Consider the following 19,608-nt stretch of genomic DNA (forward strand, 5'->3'; position numbering starts at 1 on the left):
TCGTTCATGATTCGCACGCTGCTCGTTGCGCTGGCTGGTGCCGGCTTGGCTTCTTCCGCCTTCGCGGCGGAATATCCCATTGGCCAGCCAAAAGAGCTTCATGGTCTGGAAGTCGGAGCTGTGTATCTCCAGCCCGTCGAGATGGAGCCAGCCGGCATGATGCGTGTCGCCAAGGACAGCGATATCCATCTTGAAGCCGACATCCATGCGACCGCTGATAACAAGAACGGTCTGCCCGAGGGCGCTTGGGCGCCCTACCTGAATGTCCAGTACGTCTTGCAGAAGAAGGGCAGCAGCAAAGTCCTGAAGGGCGATCTCATGCCCATGGTGGCCGACGATGGGCCGCATTATGGTGATAACGTCAAGCTCGATGGCCCGGGCAAGTACGAAGTCACGTTCACGATTGGTTCACCCGAAACGGTGCCGAACAATCATTTCGGCCGTCATGTGGATAAAGAAACGGGAGTGGCTCCCTGGTTCAAGCCGTTCGAGGTGAAGTACGAATTCGTCTACGCCGGCACCGGCAAAAAAGGCGGGTACTAAGATGCGTACCTGGCTGAGTGTGTTATGCCTGCTTCTGGCGGGTTGGCTGGCGCCGTGGTCCGTAGCTCGTGCGGATACGCCGACCTATACGCTGACCTTCAAGGCTGATGGGACGTTCGAGCCCACGCGTCTGGAGGTGCCCGCTGGCCGCGTCAAGATCGTGCTGGTCAACAAGAGCGCGGAGGCCGTGGAGTTCGAGAGCCTGCCGCTACGCAAGGAAAAAGTCCTGGGCCCGGGGGTGACCTCGTTCCTGGTGCTGTCGTTGTCAAGACCGGGTGAATACCCGTTCTTCAATGATTTTCATCCCGAGGCAAAGGGCACGCTGGTCGTGCTCCCCAAGTAATTCTGCAGGCCCTCCCGCCTGTTTATCGAGCGTTCCATGGATCAAGTCGCCTTCATCGTCTGGCGTGAAAGTATTGAGGCCCTGCTGGTGGTCGGCATTCTGTATGCGTGGCTGCGGGCGTCTCCTGACGGTCGGCGCGGCTTGCCGTGGCTGTGGGGTGGTGTGGGGGCAGGCCTGTTGCTCGCCGGCGCGTTGGCGCTGGTCCTGCTGGGGGTGGCTTCCTGGCTGAGCGACACGGGCCAGGAATGGTTCCAGTCCCTGATGGCGCTGGCGGCCTGCGCGCTGGTGGTCCAGATGGTCGTCTGGATGCGCCAGCACGGCCGAGGGCTGAAACGGGAGCTGGAGTCTGGCGCGTCCCAGCAGATCCATCAGGAGCACTGGTGGGGATTGCTCGTGCTGGTCATGATTGCCGTTGCGCGCGAGGGCAGCGAAACCGTCGTATTTTTGTATGGCACCGTGCTTTCCTCGAAGGATGCGGGAGACGTCGCGGCCATGGTGCTGGCGGGATTGGGAGGGTTCGCCGTGGCCCTGCTGACTTTCTGGCTGCTGCAGTTGGGCGGGCGCATCATCACCTGGCGTCGGTTCTTCCGCGTTACAGAGGTGCTGCTGCTGTTGCTGGCGAGCTCTCTGCTGGTGTCGGCCACCGACCGCCTGATCTCCCTGGGTGTGCTGCCGGCCCTGATGGACCCCGTCTGGGATAGCTCATGGCTGCTGGATACCGAGCGGGGCCTGGGCAGGATCCTGGCGGATTTCGCAGGCTATCGGGCGGCTCCTGCACTGTCCCAATTACTGATCTGGCTGGCGTACTGGGTGGTTGTCGTCTGGTTGCTGCGTCGCTCCTCGGGCGTCATGACCTCGGTGCCTGCAGGCTGCAATCGCCCGTCGGCGGCGTGATGTGCGGGATTGCATGATCGCGGGTCGCGAACGATTGGAAGCATGATGGCCACCACTTCGTTTCGGACGCGGGTCGCACTGGCCGGAGATTTTTTACGCGACCATCAGCGGGCGATCCGGCACATGCAGTGGGTTATCGTCGCGGTGTATGGCGCGCTCCTTGTGATTCCGGTGACCATGCCGTTGCCCGACCGTACGGCGTCGGTATTCAACAACCTGACCATCGCGGCGCAGTTCGCCTTCTGGGGAATCTGGTGGCCGTTCGTGCTGATATCGATTCCGCTGTTCGGCCGCGCGTGGTGCGGGCTGTTCTGCCCCGAGGGCGCGTTGACCGAGTGGGCCAGCCGCCACGGACGAGGCGGTGCCATTCCACGCTGGATGCGTTGGGGCGGCTGGCCGTTCGTAGCCTTCAGCCTGACCACGGTTTACGGGCAGTTGGTCAGCGTCTATCAGTATCCATGGGCCGTGGCTGCGGTGCTGGGCGGCTCGACGGTGGCGGCCATGATCATCGGATGGCTGTATGGCAAGAACAAACGCGTCTGGTGCAAGTATCTGTGTCCAGTCAACGGGGTTTTCAATCTGCTCGCCAAATTGTCTCCCTGGTATTACCGCGTCGATGCCCAGGCTTGGCGCGCGCCCGTACGGCGCACGGAATCCATCAACTGTGCGCCGCTGCTGCCGCTTCGCAACATGCAGGGAGCTGCCGAATGCCACATGTGCGGGCGGTGCAGTGACTATCGCGGTGCGATTGCGCTCACGCCCCGTTCGCCCGAAGTCGAGATCGTTCATATTTCAGGCGGTAATGGCTGGCAGACGGCGCTCGTTGTCTTTGGCCTGATGGGGCTTGCCGTGGGTGCGTTCCTGTGGAGCGCCAGCCCTTGGTATGTGACCGTCAAGCAGGCCATCGCCACCTGGCTCGTCAACCGTGACGTCTACTGGCCACTGGCCGATAACGCCCCCTGGTTCATCCTGACGCATTATCCTCAGGTCAACGACAGCTTCAGCTGGCTGGACGGAGCGGTGATCCTGATGTTCATCGCGGCGGCTGCGGCCATTGTCGGTGGTGCGATCTTCGCCGGACTGTGGCTGGCGGACAGGGTATTGCCGGCTTTGGTGAGGCCGGGGGTGCGCGATGCGGACGGCAGCCTGCTGCGCAGCTCGCTGGAGGGGGTCCACAAGCTTGCCCAGGGACTGATTCCGGCCGCTGGTACTGGAGTGTTTCTGGGGCTGTCGGCCACCACCCTGACCCTGCTGCAGCACGAAGGCGTTCCGACGGGCTGGGCCAACCCGGTACGGTTCACGTTGCTGACGCTTGCGCTGGCCTGGAGCCTGCGGTTCCAGTGGCGGCTGGCGGGACTGCGCACCCCCAGCGCGTGGCGCCGTTCGATGGCGGTGGCATTCGTCGCTGTCGGGATGGTGCCCTTCGTCTGGTCCTGGGTGCTGTTTTTCGTCAGGTGGTAGTGTCGAAATCCACCTGGACGCGGAGCCCGGTTCCGTTGCGGGCGCCATGCAGGCTGACCCGTCCGCCACAGGCCAGCGCAGCCTCGCGCACGATGGCCAGCCCCAGTCCGGTGCCTCCCGGGACTTGAGTATTGCCGCGGTTGAAGCGCTCGAATACGCGGCTGCGCAGCTCGGGTGGAATTCCGGGGCCCGTATCTTCGACTTCCAGCGTGACGCCTTGCGCATCCTGCCGTGTCAGTGAAACGGTCGCGGTGCCGCCCGGCGGCGTGTAGCGGATCGCATTGTCCAGCAGATTGAACAGCACGGCCCGTAGGGCCGGCCGGTGCGCGAGCAGCGTCAATCCTGTATCCGATGCGCCCATGCCCAGTTCGATATTGTGTCCGGCCGCCAGGGGCGCCAGCGATTCCATGACCTCGTGCACCAAGGGGTCCAGGGCGACTGGCGTGCGTGCGTTGGGGTTGGCCTTCATGTTCTCGGCCTGCGACAGGCTGAGCAGCTGGTTCACCAGTTGCGTGATGTGTTGTCGGCTCTGCCCCAGTGCAGCCATGGCGCGTTGCAATTCAGGGGTATCGGCCAGGCCAGAGGCGTAATGCAGCTGGGTGCTCAGCAGCGCCATGGGGGTGCGCAACTGGTGCGCGGCGTCCTCGATGAAGCGGCGCCGGGAGTCGATCTGGCGCTGCAGTCGCGCCGCATACTGATTGATGGTATCCACTACCGGACGCAGTTCCTGGGGCAGGTCGTTTAGTTGAATGGGCTGCAAATCGGAGTGCTCTCTGCTCCAGATGGCGTTGCGCAACGCGGCCAGCGGCCGCAGTTCGTGGCGCAGCCCCAGCAGCATCAGGATCATGACCAGGATCAGAATGCCGCCCTCGCGCAGCGCGTTCGGCCACCAGTGAGACCGGGCGTCGGCCGCGAGCTCCAACCCCGTCTGGCCGACCAGGATTTCCACCTGGGAGGACTGTCCCGAGTCGAACAGGCTGCGGGTCGTGCTGAAGAGGCGGATCTTCTGGCCATGGTATGTGGCGTTCTGGCCGGTCTGGCGCACTGTGGGGGCCGGTGAGGTGACCCGGCTCGTGGCCAGGTCGGGCCAGCCAGCGAGCAGGCGGCCATCCTCTGTCTGGATCGAGAAATAGGCCTGGTCGTGGTAGGGCGACGCCAGCAGTTCCAGCGCCACCGGCGGCATGGAGACTTCGAGCTGGTGGTTGTCGTCCCACTGGATGTGGGTCGCGATGACCTCGGCCGACATCCAGAGCCGGTGGTCCTGGCGCACCTGGGCATTTTGCAGGCTGTTCAGGTAGGTGAACCACATACTGGAGGACAGTGCGATCGCCAGGGGCAGCAGCACCCACAGCGACAGCCGGGCGCGCAGGCTGTTCATGTCTGCTCGCGCCGGGTCAGCAGATAGCCCAGGCCGCGCAATGTGACGATGGCCGTCTGTGACGCGCTCAGCTTGCGGCGCAGCCGATGTACGTAGATTTCGAGCGCATCGTCGCTGGCCTCGGCGTCGTGGCCGAAGACGCTTTGCATCAGGCTGGCCTTGCTCAGGGTATGTCCCTGGTTCATCAGCAGGGCCTCGAGCAGGCTGTGCTCGCGCGGCGGCAGTGGCAGCGGCTCCCCCACCAGGACGAACTGCCGCGTATTGGTGTCGTAGGTCAGATCCGCACAGGTGATGGCCGGAGTCGCGCTGCCGCTGCGACGCCGGATCAGCGCCTTGATGCGGGCGACGAGTTCGCGGATCTCGAAAGGCTTGACCATGTAGTCGTCGGCGCCGGTTTCCAGGCACTCAACCTTCATGTCCAGCGAGTCGCTGGCGGTGGTCACCATTACCGGTGTCTGGTCCTGGCGCCGGCGCAGACGGCGCAGGACGCTCTGTCCGCTGGCGTGCGGCAGCTTCAGATCCAGCAGCACGGCGTCGTACTGTCCGCTGGACAACAGCGTGTTGGCGGCTTCGGCGTCGTGAACGCGGTCCAGGGCGAAGCCTTCCTTTTGCAGGATGGTGCCCAGCCACGCGGACAGCTCCACGTTGTCTTCCACAAGCAGCAGTCTCATGCCCCGCACGTTAGCAAGCGGATGCCGCACTTCGCAATTGCCGTGCCGGGGGGCTAGGGTTATTCCGTAGGTTTTTGCGCATGCAGCGAAAGCCGGATGAAAGTCTGGTGGCCCTAGCATGGAGCCGTTGTGGTGAACCTGGAGACTTTGATGAGCATGATTTCCCACGTTTTGAAAATGAGCGCCGTTGCTGCTGCATTGGTCACATGTTCCTTGGGTACCGCCCAGGCCAAGGACGATTCGATCACCCTGATGGTGGGTGGGATCAGCAAGATTGTCTATCTGCCTGCCAAGCTGACGGAGAATCTGGGCTACTTCAAGGAGGAAGGTCTGGACGTGAAGCTGCTGTCCGAGCCCGCCGGTGTGAACGCTGAAAACGAAATGCTGGCTGGCGCGGTGCAGGGCGTGGTCGGTTTCTATGATCACTCCATCGACTTGCAGTCCAAAGGCAAGAACGTGGAATCGGTGGTGCAGTTCGCCCAGGTGCCGGGCGAGGTGGAAATCGTCTCGACCAAGGCGTCCGAAACGATCAAGGGCGCCGCCGACTTCAAGGGCAAGACGCTGGGCGTTACGGGGCTGGGTTCCTCGACAGACTTTCTGACGCAGTACATGGCTTTCAAGGCCGGGTTGAAGCACGGTGACTACACCATTCTGCCCGTGGGCGGCGGCAATACCTTCATTGCTTCGATCCAGAACAACCGGATAGACGCCGGCATGACGACCGACCCGGCGGCCACCCAACTGGTGGCCGGTGGCAAGGGTAAGGTTCTGGTCGACATGCGTCATCCCGAGCCCACCGCCAAGGTACTGGGCGGCCTGTACCCCGCGGCCAGCCTGTACATGCCGAATGCCTGGGTGGAAAGCCATCATGAAGAAGTGCAGAAACTGGTCAATGCATTCGTGAAGACCATGAAGTACATGCACACGCACAGCGCGGAGCAGATCGCGGACCAGATGCCCAAGGACTACTACGGCGGTGACAAGGCTCTGTACGTGAAGGCACTGGAAGCGTCTCTGCCGTCCTTTACGACCGATGGCCGCATGCCCAAGGGTGGGCCGGAAACGGTGCTGCAGGTTTTGTCCACCTTCAAGCCGCAGGTCAAGGCTGCACACATCGATCTGTCCAAGACCTACACCACGGCGTTCGTGGATGCAGCCAAGTAGTGGGTGGGTCATGGCAGACGATTCCGCAATACCAGCCATCGAGTTGGATCATGTCAGTTGCCGCTTCATTTCGGCGGACGGCAAGGCCACGCTCGCGCTGCAGGATTTCAGCATGACGGTCGAGCGCGGCCAGTTCTGTGCCGTGGTCGGGCCCACGGGCTGCGGGAAATCCACGACCTTGAGCCTGATCACGGGGTTGCTCAAGCCTACGACCGGCCGCGTACGGGTCATGGGGCAGCCGATCGATGGGATTGACCCGCGCATCGGCTTCGTGTTCCAGAGCGATGCCATCTTCCCGTGGCGCAACGTGATCGACAACGTGTCGGCCGGGCCGCTGTTCCGGGGCCAGAAACCGGCCCACGCCCGTGAAATGGCCCAGGCCTGGCTGCAGCGGGTGGGGCTCGCCGGCTTTGAGCAGCATTACTCGCATCAGCTCTCCGGCGGCATGCGCAAACGCGTGTCGCTGGCCCAGACCTTCGTCAACAGCCCGGAAATTCTGCTCATGGACGAGCCGTTCAGCGCTCTGGACATGCAGACCCGGACGGTGATGCAGGACGAGCTGTTGCAGCTCTGGGCCGAAAGCGGCAGTTCGGTCGTGTTTGTCACGCATGACCTGGAAGAGGCGATTGCACTGGCGGACAAGGTGATTGTCCTGACGTCTCGCCCGGCCACGATCAAGAAGGTCTATGACATCGAGCTGCCGCGTCCTCGGGTGATGCCGGCTGTGCGCTACGAGGACAAGTTCATCGCCTACGCGCGTTCGATCTGGGATGATCTGCGCGCTGAAGTGAAGATGGGTTGAAGGGAAGGGACGTCATGGACATGTCGGTTGATATTCACGAAGCAGACCGCCGCCTGCCCGACGATGTGCGGGAATCCCTGCAGAAGGCCGAGGCCGTTGCACAGCGCCAGATGCGCAATCGCCGACGGCTGGTGATCTTCTGGCGCTTTGCCATTCTGATCCTGATCCTCGCTGGTTGGGAACTGGCAGCGACCCTGCACTGGATCGATCCGTTCTTCTATTCCAGGCCCTCGCTGATTGCCCGGCAGATTTATGACTGGTGGGTGGATGGCACTTCACAAGGCCCGCTGTGGCTGCAGCTTGCCGTCACGCTCGAAGAGACGCTTATCGGGTTTTTCATTGGAGGGATTGGCGGCATCATCTGTGGGATTTTGCTGGGCCGCAACCAGTTTCTGGCCGACATCTTCAGTATCTACATCAAGGTCGCCAATTCCATTCCGCGGGTCGTGCTGGGATCGGTATTTGTGATTGCGCTGGGCCTGGGGATCGCGTCCAAGGTCGCGTTGGCTGTGGTCATGGTGTTTTTCGTCGTGTTTGGCAATGCCTTCCAGGGGGTGCGTGAGGCTGATCGCTACATGATCGCCAATGCTCAGATCCTGGGTGCCTCCAAGCGCCAGGTGACGACTCAAGTGGTCATCCCATCCGCCCTGAGCTGGATACTGGCCAGCCTGCACGTCAGCTTCGGCTTTGCTCTGGTCGGCGCGGTGGTGGGCGAATTCTTGGGCGCGCGGGTGGGTATCGGCCTGTTGATCGCCACGGCGCAGGGGGCGTTCAACGCCAGTGGCGTCTTCGCCGCCATGATCGTGCTGGGCGTCATGGCCTTTATCGCCGATTACATCCTGACCATGATTGAGGGTTGGTTGCTGAAATGGCGTCCAGCTCAGTTCGAGAACGCGTGACGGTGGGGCGGCTCGCGTACGGCCACAGTGCGGATGAGCTTGTGCACGCTCCCCGCGTCAACCTGCCGGTGGCTGCGGCAGCGATTGCTGCATTGCGGTAGTGGTTTTTATCATGTGATACAGCCTCTGGGTTCAATATGGCTTTACCCGCAGTGGGCAATTGAATAAGCTGCCATTGTGGGTTCTGCCAAGCGATGCACCGGCATGGTTCCGGCATTGGTAGTGGCGCCTGACGTTGGAGTTCATATGAAAAAAGCTGCGCTCGAACAAAGCCCCGTGTCGTACTACGCCGACTTCGTCCTCTATCCGGCTGCGTTGCTGGGCGGTCTGGCGGTGCTGCTGGTACGCGCACCCGCACTGACCTGGGAGATGCCGCTGGCCGCGGTGATCGGGTTCTTTGCCTGGAGCCTGGTCGAATACGTCCTGCACCGTTTCGTGCTGCATGGCCCACAGCCATTCAAGCGCTGGCACCTGGAACACCACGATCGCCCGACGGCGCTGATCGGCGCTCCCACGCTGGGCAGCATGGCCTTGTTCGTGGTGATCGCCTATCTGCCGCTGTACTGGGTACTGGGGCCTTGGCTCGCGCTGGCCGCCACGCTGGGACTGGCTGTAGGCTATTTTTCCTATCTGGTCGTGCACCATGGCGTGCACCATTGGAAGGCCCGCCCGGGCTCCTGGTTTGCCGCGCGCAAGCGCGAGCATGCCATCCACCACATGCCGGGCATCGAAGGCTGGTACGGGGTTACGACGCCCTTCTGGGACAAGGTGTTTTCCACGCAGCGGCGCGGGCGGTCGGGGCGGCCAGAGAATGGGTAAGGGACCTGGCTGCTGCGCCGCACAAACCCCCCGTATTCACCTCCTTGTCAGCTTCTTTACATTACGCTAACGATTGGTGGCGCGATGCATACCAGTGTTACGCCCATGAATTGTTCCGCACCTACAGGTCATTCGATTCACCCAAGGAGGTTCACCATGAAAGGGAAATCTTTCGTTGCGTTTGCGTTGCCGCTAGCCATGAGCTTGGCGTTTGCCGCTTACGCGCCCGTATCGGCAGCGGCGGGTACCCCGAAGACAGCTATTGTCGTCGGCGCTGACACCACGTTCCCGCCATTCGAGACGGAAAAGGACGGCAAGGTCACCGGCTTTGACATCGACCTGATTCGCGAAATCGCGAAGGCCGAAGGCCTGACCACCAGTATCAAGACCTTGCCCTTCAACGGGCTGATTCCCAGCCTGCAGGCCGGGTCGATCGATGCGGCTGTGGCGGGTATCACCATCAAGACCAGCCGCATGCAGAATGTCGATTTCAGCGATGCCTATTACAAGTCCGGTCTGTCGGTGCTGGTGAAGGCGGACTCGAAGATCAAGAGCTTTGCTGACCTGAAGGGTCATGTGGTCGCTACCAAGAAGGCCACTTCGTCGGTGGACTACATGACCGGCCACGGGGTCGACTTGGGACACATCAAGCAGTTCCAGAACATCGATAGCGCCTATCAGGCGCTGATGACAGGCGGGGCTGACGCAGTGGTGTTCGACAATCCCGTGAACGTGAATTTCAAGACCAGCCACTCGAAGGATGTGAAGGTGGTCGGTGATCTGCTGACCGGTGAATACTACGGGATAGCCATCACCAAGAAAGAACCCTGGCTGGTCGGGAAGGTCAATGCGGGCCTGGCCAAGATCAAGAAAAACGGCGAATACAAGAAGCTGTTCGTAAAATACTTTGGTGGCGACGTAAGCGGCGCTGTCGAAGGTGTTGTCAGTCCGGCTTCGGTGGCGGTCAAGGACTGAATGACCGAAATACCTCCATAGGTATAGCCCGATGCACAGGGCCGCGCGCTGCGTCTTGCGTAGCGTGCGGCCTGTCTTTTGCGGCTCATGCACTGGCGGGCTCGCGGGCGCGCCATACACCAGGATCTTTACATGAATGTCATTTGGGAAAACCTGCCCTACATACTGGACGGCCTGAGGCTGACCGTCCAGTATTCGATCGTGGCGATCCTGCTCATGCTGGTGATCGGGCTGATCGCTGCGCTCATGCGGCTGTCGAAGGTCCGCATCATGAGGGGTATCGCTACTGCCTATGTGGAGATCTTCCGGTCCACGCCGCTGCTGGTCCAGTTGTTCTTCATCGTGTTGGGGCTGCCAGCCCTCCTGCCCGTCAACGAATGGTTCGGGCAGCTTTTCTATCCCATCATGGCGGCGGCGCTGACGCTCAGCCTGAACGAGGGCGCCTATGTCACGGAGATCATCCGGGCCGGCATCCTGGGCGTGGATCGTGGCCAGAAGGAAGCGGCGGCCAGCATTGCCATGACCGGCTTCCAGACGATGCGCTACATCGTGTTGCCGCAGGCGTTCAAGCGCATGATTCCACCGCTGGTGAACCAGGCGGCCCAGACGATCAAGGACACGTCGCTGCTCGCGCCAGTGGGGATCATCGAACTTGTCTATCAGGGCGAAGTCGTGATTGCGCAGACCTTCGCCTCGTTCAAGATCTGGGGCCTCATCGCGGTCCTGTACTTCATCATCATCTTTGCCGTGTCGAAATTTGCGTCCTATCTCGAACGGAGGTTCCAAGTTGATAAGCGTTAAGAACCTGCATAAATCCTACGGCCAGAACGAGATCCTCAAGGGTATCGACAACCACATCGAGGAGCGTGAAGTCGTCGTGGTGATCGGTCCGTCCGGCAGCGGCAAGAGCACTTTCCTGCGCTGCCTGAATGGCTTGGAGACCGTCACCAGCGGTGAGATTGTCATCGATGGCACTTGCCTGACCGATCCGGCTACGGATATCTACAAATTGCGTGAGCACATCGGCATGGTGTTCCAGCAGTTCAATCTCTTCAAGCACCTGACGATCCTGGAGAACATCACCATCGGGCCGCGCAAGGTCAAGAAGGAATCCCTGGAACAGGCCAACCGAACCGCGCGTGAGCTGCTGGCCAAGGTCGGCCTGCCGGACAAGGAAGCCAGTTACCCCGACGAGCTCTCGGGGGGCCAGCAGCAGCGGGTAGCGATTGCCCGTGCCCTGGCCATGAAGCCCAACATCATGCTGTTTGATGAGCCGACTTCGGCGCTGGACCCCGAGATGGTGGGTGAAGTCTTGCAGGTGATGAAGACCCTGGCGAACGAGGGCATGACCATGGTGGTGGTGACTCATGAAATGGGGTTTGCGCGGGAAGTCGGGCACCGGGTGCTGTTCATGGACGGCGGCTATATCGTCGAAGAGGGCAAACCCCAGGATCTGTTCAGCAGTCCGCAGATGGACCGCACCAAGGACTTTCTGAGCAAAGTGCTGTGACGAACCGCCGATAGTAAGATACGCCTTATTATCGAAGGGCGATTTCATGTGCGGTTTTTCCGGCTATCTCCGGGTTACCGGTCAGGCGGCACCTGACCGCTCAGCGATTCTGCAGGCCATGGGGGGGGCCCTTCGGCATCGCGGGCCCGACGATCAGGGACATTGGCTGGACACCAGCGTGGATTTCGGTGTGACGCACCAGCGTCTGTCGATTGCGGATCTGTCGCAGGCTGGGCATCAGCCGATGCTCTCCCATGACGATCGCTATGTTCTGGCATTCAACGGCGAAATCTACAATTTTCCGGTGCTGCGTGCAGCCCTTGAAAAAGATACGCCAGACATGGCATGGCGCGGGCACTCCGATACGGAGATTCTCCTTGAGGCGCTCGCTCGGTGGGGTGTGGAGCAGGCGCTGACGGCGGCTGTGGGGATGTTTGCCCTTGCGCTGTGGGACCGGCAGGATCGCACGCTGACGCTGGCGCGTGACCGCATGGGCGAAAAGCCTCTATATTGGGGCTGGCAGAGCGGTACGCTGCTCTTTGGCTCGGAGCTGACGGCGCTGGAGGCGCACCCTGCGTTCTTGCGCCAGATTGACCGTGGTGCGCTGTCGCTGCTGCTGCGCTACAACTATATCCCTGAGCCGCACAGCATCTACCGGGGCATTCACAAGTTGCCCGCCGGGCACCTCGTGGTCCTGCGCCCCGATGGACGGGAGCCGGCGCCCGAGCCGTATTGGGACTACCGTAGCGTGGTCAGGACGGGGGTGGCGACGCCGTTTGCAGGCACGGAATCAGAGGCCGTATCCACGCTGGAATCCTTGCTGATGGAGAGTGTGGCCGGCCAGATGGTGTCCGATGTACCGCTGGGCGCATTCTTGAGCGGCGGGCTGGACAGCAGCACCGTCGTGGCGCTCATGCAGAAGCAGTCTTCGCAGCGGGTGCATACCTATGCGATTGGCTTCGAGGACAAGGCCTATGACGAGGCAACTCATGCGCGCGCCGTTGCTGCGCACCTGGGCACGGATCATACCGAGCTTTACGTCAGCAACCAGGATACCTTGGCCGTGGTCCCCGAACTGGCGCGTATCTACAGCGAGCCATTTGCGGATAGTTCGCAGATTCCCACTTACCTCGTCAGCCGGATGGCGCGGCGCAGCGTGACGGTTGCCTTGAGCGGCGATGGCGCCGATGAACTGTTCGGCGGCTACACCCATCATCAATATCTGCCCAGGCTCTGGAATTTGCTGGCGCCGGTGCCGCAGGGGTTGCGCCGCTGCGCCAGTGGGCTGCTGTCGCCTTTGCCGTTTCCGCGGCGCATGCGGAAGCTGCTTGACGTGCTGGATGCCCGCAGCCGCGAGGAACTGTACTGGCGCACCCGCAGCTTCTGGTCGGAGCCGGCTGCGGTCGTGAGGGGGGCCACGGAGCCTGATTCCCTGTTGCGCAGCCTGTACCGCGATCCGTCCGACTGGCGCTTCGTGCAGCCTTTCGCGACATGGATCATGGCCATGGAGGCCATGGACTACATGCCGGGCGATGTGCTGGCCAAGGTCGATCGGGCCGCGATGGCCAACAGCCTGGAGACGAGGGCACCGTTTCTCGACCATCGCGTGGTGGAATTCGCCGCGCGTTTGCCGTTGTCGCTGAAGCTCAGGAATGGGCAGGGCAAGTGGCTGTTGCGTCAGCTTTTGTACCGGTACGTGCCGCAGGCGATGGTGGATCGTCCAAAGAAAGGTTTCTCCGTGCCGCTGGGGGCTTGGCTTCGCGGGCCGTTGCGCGAGTGGGCGGAAGGCTTGCTGGCGGAACCCCTGCTGCAGGCGGGCGGCTACTTCGATGCTGCTGCAGTGCGCCGCGTCTGGGCCGAGCACATCCAGGGAAAAAGCGATCAGGCATCCAAGCTCTGGAGCGTGCTCATGTTTCAGGCCTGGCAGGCGCGGTGACGCCCGCGCCAGGCCTGCCATCGGGGCAATACAGGAATCATGAGCCTGAGGGCGCAGGCGCAGGGGCGGGCATGGGCACTATTCCTCCGCTAGGCTGGCTCTGACGAGTCTTCATCTTTTCCTGCTCTTTCTCTTGCTGTTTCTCAACCTTCTTCTCTTCCGTTGATGTGAAGGGCGGCGCCTTTTCCAGTGCCTCCTTGCTCATGTTGACGATGGCAACGTGCGTTTCGGGGTTGATTTGTGCGACCTTGTCCCATGGGATACCCACGTCCTTCTGCCCGATGCCCAGAAAGCCACCCACGCCCACGACTACGCCAGCCAGCTTGTGGTCCCCGTCCAGAATCAGATCGGTGACCTTGCCGATGTCTTTTGCTTCTTTGCCCGTTCCGTTGTGAATGGACATGCCCATGACCGACGAGGCCAGCGTTTGCGAAGATTTTTGTTCTGTGATGAACGGGGCGCCAGCCGATTGGCTGCCGCCGATTGCGGATGGGGCGTTGGCGTCTGGCTTCTGTCCGGACGTTGATTGCGGTGCGCCTTCCGGGGCCTCGCCGCCTTTAGGTGCGCTTTGGTCTTGACTGAACGCGGCAGTTGAGAGGCCCAGCCCACTGATTCCTAGGGTGAAAGCTGCAAGCGCTGTCGTAAGGGTGTGCCTGGAAAAGCTTTTCTGATGATTCATACTCTGACTCCTTGGGAGGTATCAAACAAATATGACGCCTTCACCGTATCAAAATCGGGAGGGGATTTTGTAAGCCAATTAAAATCGTGAGTATGTTGGTTGCTTTCGTGTGCAGTTCGAATTGGTACTCGATTGGCCTCGATATGCGTAATCCCACACTGTGGCAGGCCTCCCACCGTTTAATGGCAGCTGCAATCATCCTGGGATCGTTGCGACGGATTTGTCTTTGTTAAAGGTTTATCGCTTGGTGTAGCATTTGTGCATGGTGTATTGGCGCCGGTTAATGGCTGATTCGTGGTTATTGTGCCGGAAACCTGTCGTAGATACCCATCGGTCGTCTGTCGTCATCCAATGAAATTGAACTGGTCGGTATCTTTGTAGTATCGTGGCCGCCATGCGGGCACTGCCCGCTTTTGAGACGGTTTGATGCATGGACAGATGGTGGTTTCGAGTAGGTGGCATGGTGTCGCTGGGGGCCCTGGTGGTTCTGCAGGCCTGCACAGCGGTGACGGCAGGTCAGCTCGTCCAGGCCGGTTTTGACACCGCCAAGACATCACTGACTGGTTCGTCGTCCAGTGCGGATGCGGCGCGCATACGCGCCGTGATCAACGCCATCAGCGTGGGCCAGGACGCCGCGCCCATTCTGGCGTCCATTGGTGTGCCGCCCAAGGAAAAGTCCGGCAATCTAGGGGGCTATGTCTGCTATCAGTACGCAGGCGTTTATTCGGCGACCGAAGACGCAGTCATCGTGGCAAAAGACGGCAAAGTGGTGTTTTTTGGTAATTCCACCTGCCGATCGGAAATGCAGGCTGCGAATTTTGCCAGCGGCGGCAGATATGCGTCTGGTGCTGCTGTATCCGCGAGCGGCGCTGCTGCAACGCCTGCGGCTCCTGCCGATGGCGCGGCCGCGGGCGGTTCCGCGACCAATGCAGCCGCGAAGCCTGCGGTTCCCACGTCGGGCTCGAATTGAGATTCCGGGCCCCAATCGTTGGGTAGAAAGGCTGCCCGAGCGCCTCTTCGCGTGCGCCCTTCTGTGTGTCTGTGGCCGCTGAAATGGAAATGGGCCGGCGCCTATTGGTAGCCGACCCATCCTTGAATCTGGTTGCGGGGACAGGATTTGAACCTGTGACCTTCGGGTTATGAGCCCGACGAGCTGCCAGACTGCTCCACCCCGCGTCTGAAGAACGAAACTATAGCAAGTCTGCGAAAATAATGCAAGCAAAGTCCCGGAGTTCACGATAAAATGACGGAAACGGAAGTCTTGCGGGTTCTGGAAGCCGCCCTGTTGTGCGCGGACGCGCCTTTACCGGTTGCCAGCCTGCGTAGCCTGTTCGAAGATGCGATTTCCGCAGACGATGTCCGCCGCTACCTGGCCACGTTGCAGCTTGACTGGCAGGATCGGGGGCTGGAACTGGTTTCGCTGGCAGGTGGCTGGAGATTCCAGAGCCGCCCGGACATGCAGCGTTACCTGGGGCGCCTGAACCCAGAGAAACCACCTCGTTATTCTCGTGCCGTGCTGGAGACCCTCGCGATCGTTGCGTGGCGCCAGCCTGTGACGCGAGGCGATATCGAGGACATTCGGGGCGTCACGGTATCCACTCAGATCATCCGTACTCTGGAAGACCGGGGATGGATCGAGGTTCTTGGGTATCGAGATGCACCGGGTCGGCCTGCATTGCTGGGTACCACGCGCCGTTTTCTGGAAGACCTGGGCCTGCGGGCGCTTGACGAGTTGCCGGCGCTGGATGCCGAGGGCGCCGAACAGGCGATGGATGCCTTGTTGCTGGATACACCCGAAGAAATATCTCGGTCCGATGAGACCGCTGATTCATAGAACACTCATGTGTAGGAGTCACTGAACCCCATGACTGCAGACCTGGAAACGTTGCCACGAACCGAGGAGCCCTCCGGGGCGGATGCCCCTGCGGCGGAAGGTCGGGGCAACCGGTCCCGTGGCCGCAAGCTGCGTACGCCGTTCCGCCGCCGACGCGGGGACGCTGGGGCATCAGAGCCACAGGCTGGTGACGCCAGCATCGATGCGGGTTCGGCGGAGGAAGCCGACCAGGCGCTGTCCTATCTCCAGGATGCGCACCCCACGACGCAGCGGCTGGATCGCTACATGAACAGCGATGCGCTGACGCCCAAATTGCACAAGGTTCTGGCCGACGCTGGCGTGGGCTCGCGGCGCGACATGGAAGAGCTGATCATCGCCGGGCGGGTCTCGGTGAATGGCGAGCCTGCCCATGTGGGCCAGCGTGTCGGCCCCAACGACAAGGTCCGTGTCAACGGTCGCCTGATCATGCGGCCAAAGATGGACCGGTTGCCGCGCGTCATTCTTTATCACAAGCCGGCTGGCGAGATCGTCAGCCACGATGACCCCGAGGGCCGTGCAACCGTTTTCGCTCGCCTGCCGCGCATCCGCAGCGGTAAATGGCTGTCGGTGGGACGTCTCGACCTGAATACCGAGGGCCTGTTGATTCTGACGACTTCGGGCGAACTCGCCAATCGGCTGTCGCATCCGCGGTATGGGTCGGAGCGGGAGTACGCCGTCCGGGTACTCGGAGAACTGGGTGACCAGAAGATGTCCGAACTCACCACCGGGGTGACGCTTGAAGACGGCCCTGCACAATTCAATTCGCTGGATTATATCGGTGGCGAGGGAAGCAACCGCTGGTACCGTGTCACCCTCAGCGAAGGACGCAATCGCGAGGTGCGCCGCATGTTCCAGACCGCTGGTGTGACGGTCAGCCGTCTGATCCGCACGCGTTTTGGTGATGTGGTGCTGCCGACCAATCTCCGTCGCGGCCGCTGGGATGAGCTGTCTCCCGAATTGGTGGGGGCGCTGATGGTTCAGCTTGGCCTGATCCGCGAGGCGGACGAAGATGCTGACGAGCAGGTCGAGCGCCAGCCGCTGTCCTATGCAAGCGCCATGCCGCCGGGTTTTGGGACGCCGGGGCGCAACGGTCAGAATGGTGCCCGGCTCAATCGCCGGGGGCGTGTCTCGGCCGACCGGTCGGGATCGGGCCGCATCGATCCGTTTACCACCGGGCTGCTGATCAGTGGCGGGCTGGCCAACGGGCATCCCGATGCGGGCCGGCAACGTAAGGCTGAGACGCATGGCAAGGCCGGGCGCCCAGGTCGGCGCGGCAAGCCGAACCGTGAGGATCCTGCACGCCAGGATGCTGCCGGCACCGGCGGTGCCCACAAGCCCAATCGCACCGGCGGGAAGCGTCCGGGCGGTGCGCCTCGGTCTGGTTCGACCGTCTCGGCCGATGGCAAGCCGGCGCGGACACGCGCACCCAAGAACGCCCGACCTGGGCGTCGTCCGGCGCGGTCTGGGGAAACGGGTTCGGCTGAACATCAGCCGCGTGGCGCTCACGCGCATGAGTCTCAGTTGGGCAGGGCCAAGCGCACGCGCCAATAGCTGGAATAGCGCCGGTATGCTGTTATAATGCAAGGCTTTACAGCACAAAGGTGCTGTACTTTGCCGGGGTGTCCACCGGGAAATCAGGGGCTGGCAGGACAGCCCCTTTTTAATGGAATTTATGGCTGATATCCATGCGGTGACCCAGCAGGCCTTGCTGGGTTTTGATGTCGAACTGGTCGACGTGGAACGCGCGCCCCTGGGGCTTTTGCGCGTCATCATCGATCGCCCCGATGGGGTGCGCATCGAAGACTGCGAACAGGTGTCCCGCCAGCTGTCGCATGTGTTCGAAGTCGAAAACATCGATTACAAGCGTCTGGAAGTCAGTTCCCCCGGAGTAGACAGGCCCTTGCGTCGTTTGGCCGATTACGTCCGGTTTGCAGGGCAGCGCATCGAGTTGAGGCTGTCCGAGCCGGTCGAATCGCGCAAGGTCTTCACGGGCATTCTGAGGGCTGCACAGGCGGCCGATGGCGATGAGCCGGTGCTCAGCCTGGAATACGAAGACCAGGCGGGCGAGCTGCACATGCTGCCGTTTTCTTTTGGTGATGTGGATCGGGCCCGGCTGGATCCTGTTCTTGATTTCAAGGGTAAGAAGCGATGAGTCGCGAAATTCTTCTGTTGGTGGACGCTCTGGCGCGTGAAAAGAACGTCGAGCGCGACGTCGTGTTCGGCGCCCTTGAAGGCGCGTTGGCCTCTGCCATGAAAAAGCGCTTCAAGGAAGACGTGGATATTCGCGTGTCCGTCGACCGCCAGACGGGCGAGCACGAGGGCTTCCGTCGCTGGCTGGTGGTGCCCGATGAGGCTGGCCTGCAGGAACCCGACGCACAGGAACTCTACTCGGATGCCCAGGACATCGTCCCCGGGATCCAGGTGGGCGAATACATCGAGGAGCCGCTTGAACCCGTCGAGTTCGGCCGCATCGGCGCCCAGGCCGCCAAGCAGGCCATTCTTCAAAAGATCCGCGACGCGGAGCGCGAGCAGGTCCTGAATGATTTCCTGGATCGGGGCGAGACCATCGTCTCCGGCACCGTGAAGCGTCTGGACAAGGGCGATGCCATCATCGAGATCGGCAAGGTCGAGGCCCGTTTGCCGCGCAGTGAAATGATCCCCAAGGAAAATATCCGGGCAGGCGACCGTGTGCGCGCCTGGGTTCTGAAGATCGATTACGCCGCGCGTGGCCAACAAGTGATCCTGTCGCGTACCGCCCCCGATTTCATCCGCGAGCTGTTCGACAACGAAGTCCCGGAAATCGAGCAGGGCCTCCTGGAAATCAAGGCGGCGGCGCGCGACCCGGGCGTGCGTGCCAAAATTGCGGTGGTAGCGTACGATAAGCGGATCGATCCCATCGGGACCTGTGTCGGCATGCGGGGCTCTCGCGTGACGGCCGTGCGCAACGAGCTGGGCGGCGAGCAGGTCGATATCGTGCTGTGGTCCGACGACCCTGCAGAGTTCGTGATTGGCGCACTCGCGCCGGCTCACGTCGACTCCATTCTGATCGACGAAGACAAGCACGGCATGGATGTGGTGGTGGACGAGGAAAATCTGCCCAAGGCCATTGGTGCGCGCGGGCAAAACGTACGCCTGGCATCCGAGCTGACCGGCTGGCAGATCAACATCATGACTCCCGAGGAAAGCCAGCATCGCCAGGATGCCGAGCGGACCACCCTGCGCCAGAACTTCATCACGAAGCTGGACGTGGACGAGGAAGTCGCCGATATCCTGATCGACGAGGGTTTCACCGGGCTCGAGGAGATCGCTTATGTGCCGATGCAGGAATTGCTCGACATCGAAGCCTTCGACGAGGAAACCGTCAACGAGCTGCGCACGCGGGCCCGCAACGCGCTGCTGACGGAAGCCATCGCACAGGAAGAACGTGTACAGACGGCGCGCGACCTGCTCGAAATCAGGGGCATGGAGCCGTCTCTGGTGGCCAAGCTGGCCGCAAACAACATCACGACGCTGGATGATCTGGCCGAGCTTGCCGCTGACGAGCTGTCCGAACTGACCGGATTGCCCGAAGAGGCCGCGAGCGACATGATCATGCAGGCGCGGGCGCACTGGTTCGAGGATGACAAGGCATCCAATGCCTGACCTTCGCAACCATCCCGCC

General features: G+C 61.7%; 19 protein-coding genes, 1 tRNA gene and 1 pseudogene. 17 read left to right on the forward strand and 4 right to left on the reverse strand.

Annotation, left to right across the window (positions count from 1 at the left end):
* Positions 1-6 precede the first annotated feature (6 nt).
* The 4 genes from EPN31_RS02770 to EPN31_RS02785 are packed head-to-tail and all read left to right on the forward strand — an operon-like array spanning position 7 to position 3,241.
* Positions 7-543 (forward strand): iron transporter, encoded by a 537-nt coding sequence (locus EPN31_RS02770; RefSeq protein WP_291769160.1) that lies wholly within the window; start codon positions 7-9, stop codon positions 541-543.
* Between the two features lies 1 nt (position 544).
* A complete protein-coding gene (locus EPN31_RS02775) occupies positions 545-886 on the forward strand; it encodes a cupredoxin domain-containing protein (RefSeq protein ID WP_291769163.1) in 342 nt (113 codons plus the stop codon).
* A gap of 36 nt (positions 887-922) precedes the next feature.
* Complete coding sequence (locus EPN31_RS02780) at positions 923-1,780, forward strand: FTR1 family protein (RefSeq protein WP_291769165.1); 858 nt, start codon at positions 923-925, stop codon at positions 1,778-1,780.
* Between the two features lie 45 nt (positions 1,781-1,825).
* Positions 1,826-3,241 (forward strand): 4Fe-4S binding protein, encoded by a 1,416-nt coding sequence (locus EPN31_RS02785; protein ID WP_291769372.1) that lies wholly within the window; start codon positions 1,826-1,828, stop codon positions 3,239-3,241.
* Here EPN31_RS02785 and EPN31_RS02790 read toward each other — a convergent pair.
* Positions 3,231-4,619, reverse strand: coding sequence for a sensor histidine kinase (locus EPN31_RS02790; RefSeq protein ID WP_291769167.1), 1,389 nt, complete (start codon positions 4,617-4,619; stop codon positions 3,231-3,233). The two genes, EPN31_RS02785 and EPN31_RS02790, sit on opposite strands and share 11 nt — an antisense overlap.
* Positions 4,616-5,290, reverse strand: a complete 675-nt coding sequence (locus EPN31_RS02795; protein ID WP_291769170.1) for a response regulator transcription factor — start codon at positions 5,288-5,290, stop codon at positions 4,616-4,618. The genes EPN31_RS02790 and EPN31_RS02795 overlap by 4 nt, the downstream gene beginning before the upstream one ends.
* Positions 5,291-5,449: 159 nt before the next feature.
* Between EPN31_RS02795 and EPN31_RS02800 the strand changes: the two genes are divergently transcribed.
* From EPN31_RS02800 to asnB, 8 genes are all read left to right on the forward strand, one after another.
* Positions 5,450-6,454, forward strand: coding sequence for an ABC transporter substrate-binding protein (locus EPN31_RS02800; RefSeq protein ID WP_291769375.1), 1,005 nt, complete (start codon positions 5,450-5,452; stop codon positions 6,452-6,454).
* Positions 6,455-6,464: 10 nt separating this feature from the next.
* Complete coding sequence (locus tag EPN31_RS02805; RefSeq protein ID WP_291769173.1) at positions 6,465-7,256, forward strand: ABC transporter ATP-binding protein; 792 nt, start codon at positions 6,465-6,467, stop codon at positions 7,254-7,256.
* A 20-nt stretch (positions 7,257-7,276) separates the two neighbouring features.
* Positions 7,277-8,155 (forward strand): ABC transporter permease, encoded by an 879-nt coding sequence (locus EPN31_RS02810; RefSeq protein ID WP_291769378.1) that lies wholly within the window; start codon positions 7,277-7,279, stop codon positions 8,153-8,155.
* A 246-nt stretch (positions 8,156-8,401) separates the two neighbouring features.
* A complete protein-coding gene (locus tag EPN31_RS02815) occupies positions 8,402-8,974 on the forward strand; it encodes a sterol desaturase family protein (RefSeq protein WP_291769176.1) in 573 nt (190 codons plus the stop codon).
* Between the two features lie 156 nt (positions 8,975-9,130).
* A complete protein-coding gene (locus EPN31_RS02820; protein WP_291769179.1) occupies positions 9,131-9,949 on the forward strand; it encodes a transporter substrate-binding domain-containing protein in 819 nt (272 codons plus the stop codon).
* Between the two features lie 132 nt (positions 9,950-10,081).
* Positions 10,082-10,750, forward strand: coding sequence for an amino acid ABC transporter permease (locus EPN31_RS02825; RefSeq protein ID WP_291769182.1), 669 nt, complete (start codon positions 10,082-10,084; stop codon positions 10,748-10,750).
* A complete protein-coding gene (locus tag EPN31_RS02830; protein ID WP_291769185.1) occupies positions 10,737-11,459 on the forward strand; it encodes an amino acid ABC transporter ATP-binding protein in 723 nt (240 codons plus the stop codon). The genes EPN31_RS02825 and EPN31_RS02830 overlap by 14 nt, the downstream gene beginning before the upstream one ends.
* A 46-nt stretch (positions 11,460-11,505) precedes the next feature.
* Positions 11,506-13,395 (forward strand): asparagine synthase (glutamine-hydrolyzing), encoded by a 1,890-nt coding sequence (asnB, locus tag EPN31_RS02835; RefSeq protein ID WP_291769188.1) that lies wholly within the window; start codon positions 11,506-11,508, stop codon positions 13,393-13,395.
* A gap of 37 nt (positions 13,396-13,432) precedes the next feature.
* On the opposite strand, the gene EPN31_RS02840 is transcribed toward asnB, so the two are convergent.
* Entirely contained in the window at positions 13,433-14,074 is a 642-nt protein-coding gene (locus EPN31_RS02840) for a PRC-barrel domain-containing protein (RefSeq protein WP_291769190.1), read from the reverse strand.
* Between the two features lie 430 nt (positions 14,075-14,504).
* Here EPN31_RS02840 and EPN31_RS02845 point away from each other — a divergent pair, with 430 nt between their 5' ends.
* Positions 14,505-15,044, forward strand: coding sequence for a hypothetical protein (locus tag EPN31_RS02845; RefSeq protein ID WP_291769193.1), 540 nt, complete (start codon positions 14,505-14,507; stop codon positions 15,042-15,044).
* 129 nt (positions 15,045-15,173) lie between these two features.
* On the opposite strand, the gene EPN31_RS02850 is transcribed toward EPN31_RS02845, so the two are convergent.
* Positions 15,174-15,250: transfer RNA gene (locus EPN31_RS02850), tRNA-Met, on the reverse strand.
* Positions 15,251-15,317: 67 nt separating this feature from the next.
* Here EPN31_RS02850 and scpB point away from each other — a divergent pair.
* The 4 genes and pseudogenes from scpB to nusA form a co-directional block, all read left to right on the forward strand.
* Positions 15,318-15,905 (forward strand): annotated as a pseudogene (gene scpB / locus EPN31_RS02855) (SMC-Scp complex subunit ScpB); the annotation flags it as partial.
* Positions 15,906-15,938: 33 nt separating this feature from the next.
* Complete coding sequence (gene rluB / locus EPN31_RS02860) at positions 15,939-17,498, forward strand: 23S rRNA pseudouridine(2605) synthase RluB (protein WP_291769199.1); 1,560 nt, start codon at positions 15,939-15,941, stop codon at positions 17,496-17,498.
* Between the two features lie 121 nt (positions 17,499-17,619).
* A complete protein-coding gene (gene rimP / locus EPN31_RS02865; protein WP_291769202.1) occupies positions 17,620-18,099 on the forward strand; it encodes a ribosome maturation factor RimP in 480 nt (159 codons plus the stop codon).
* Positions 18,096-19,589, forward strand: coding sequence for a transcription termination factor NusA (gene nusA, locus EPN31_RS02870; RefSeq protein ID WP_291769205.1), 1,494 nt, complete (start codon positions 18,096-18,098; stop codon positions 19,587-19,589). The genes rimP and nusA overlap by 4 nt, the downstream gene beginning before the upstream one ends.
* Positions 19,590-19,608: the final 19 nt, after the last annotated feature.

Origin of the sequence: Castellaniella sp. (assembly GCF_004321985.1) — a bacterium.
GTDB lineage: Bacteria > Pseudomonadota > Gammaproteobacteria > Burkholderiales > Burkholderiaceae_B > Castellaniella.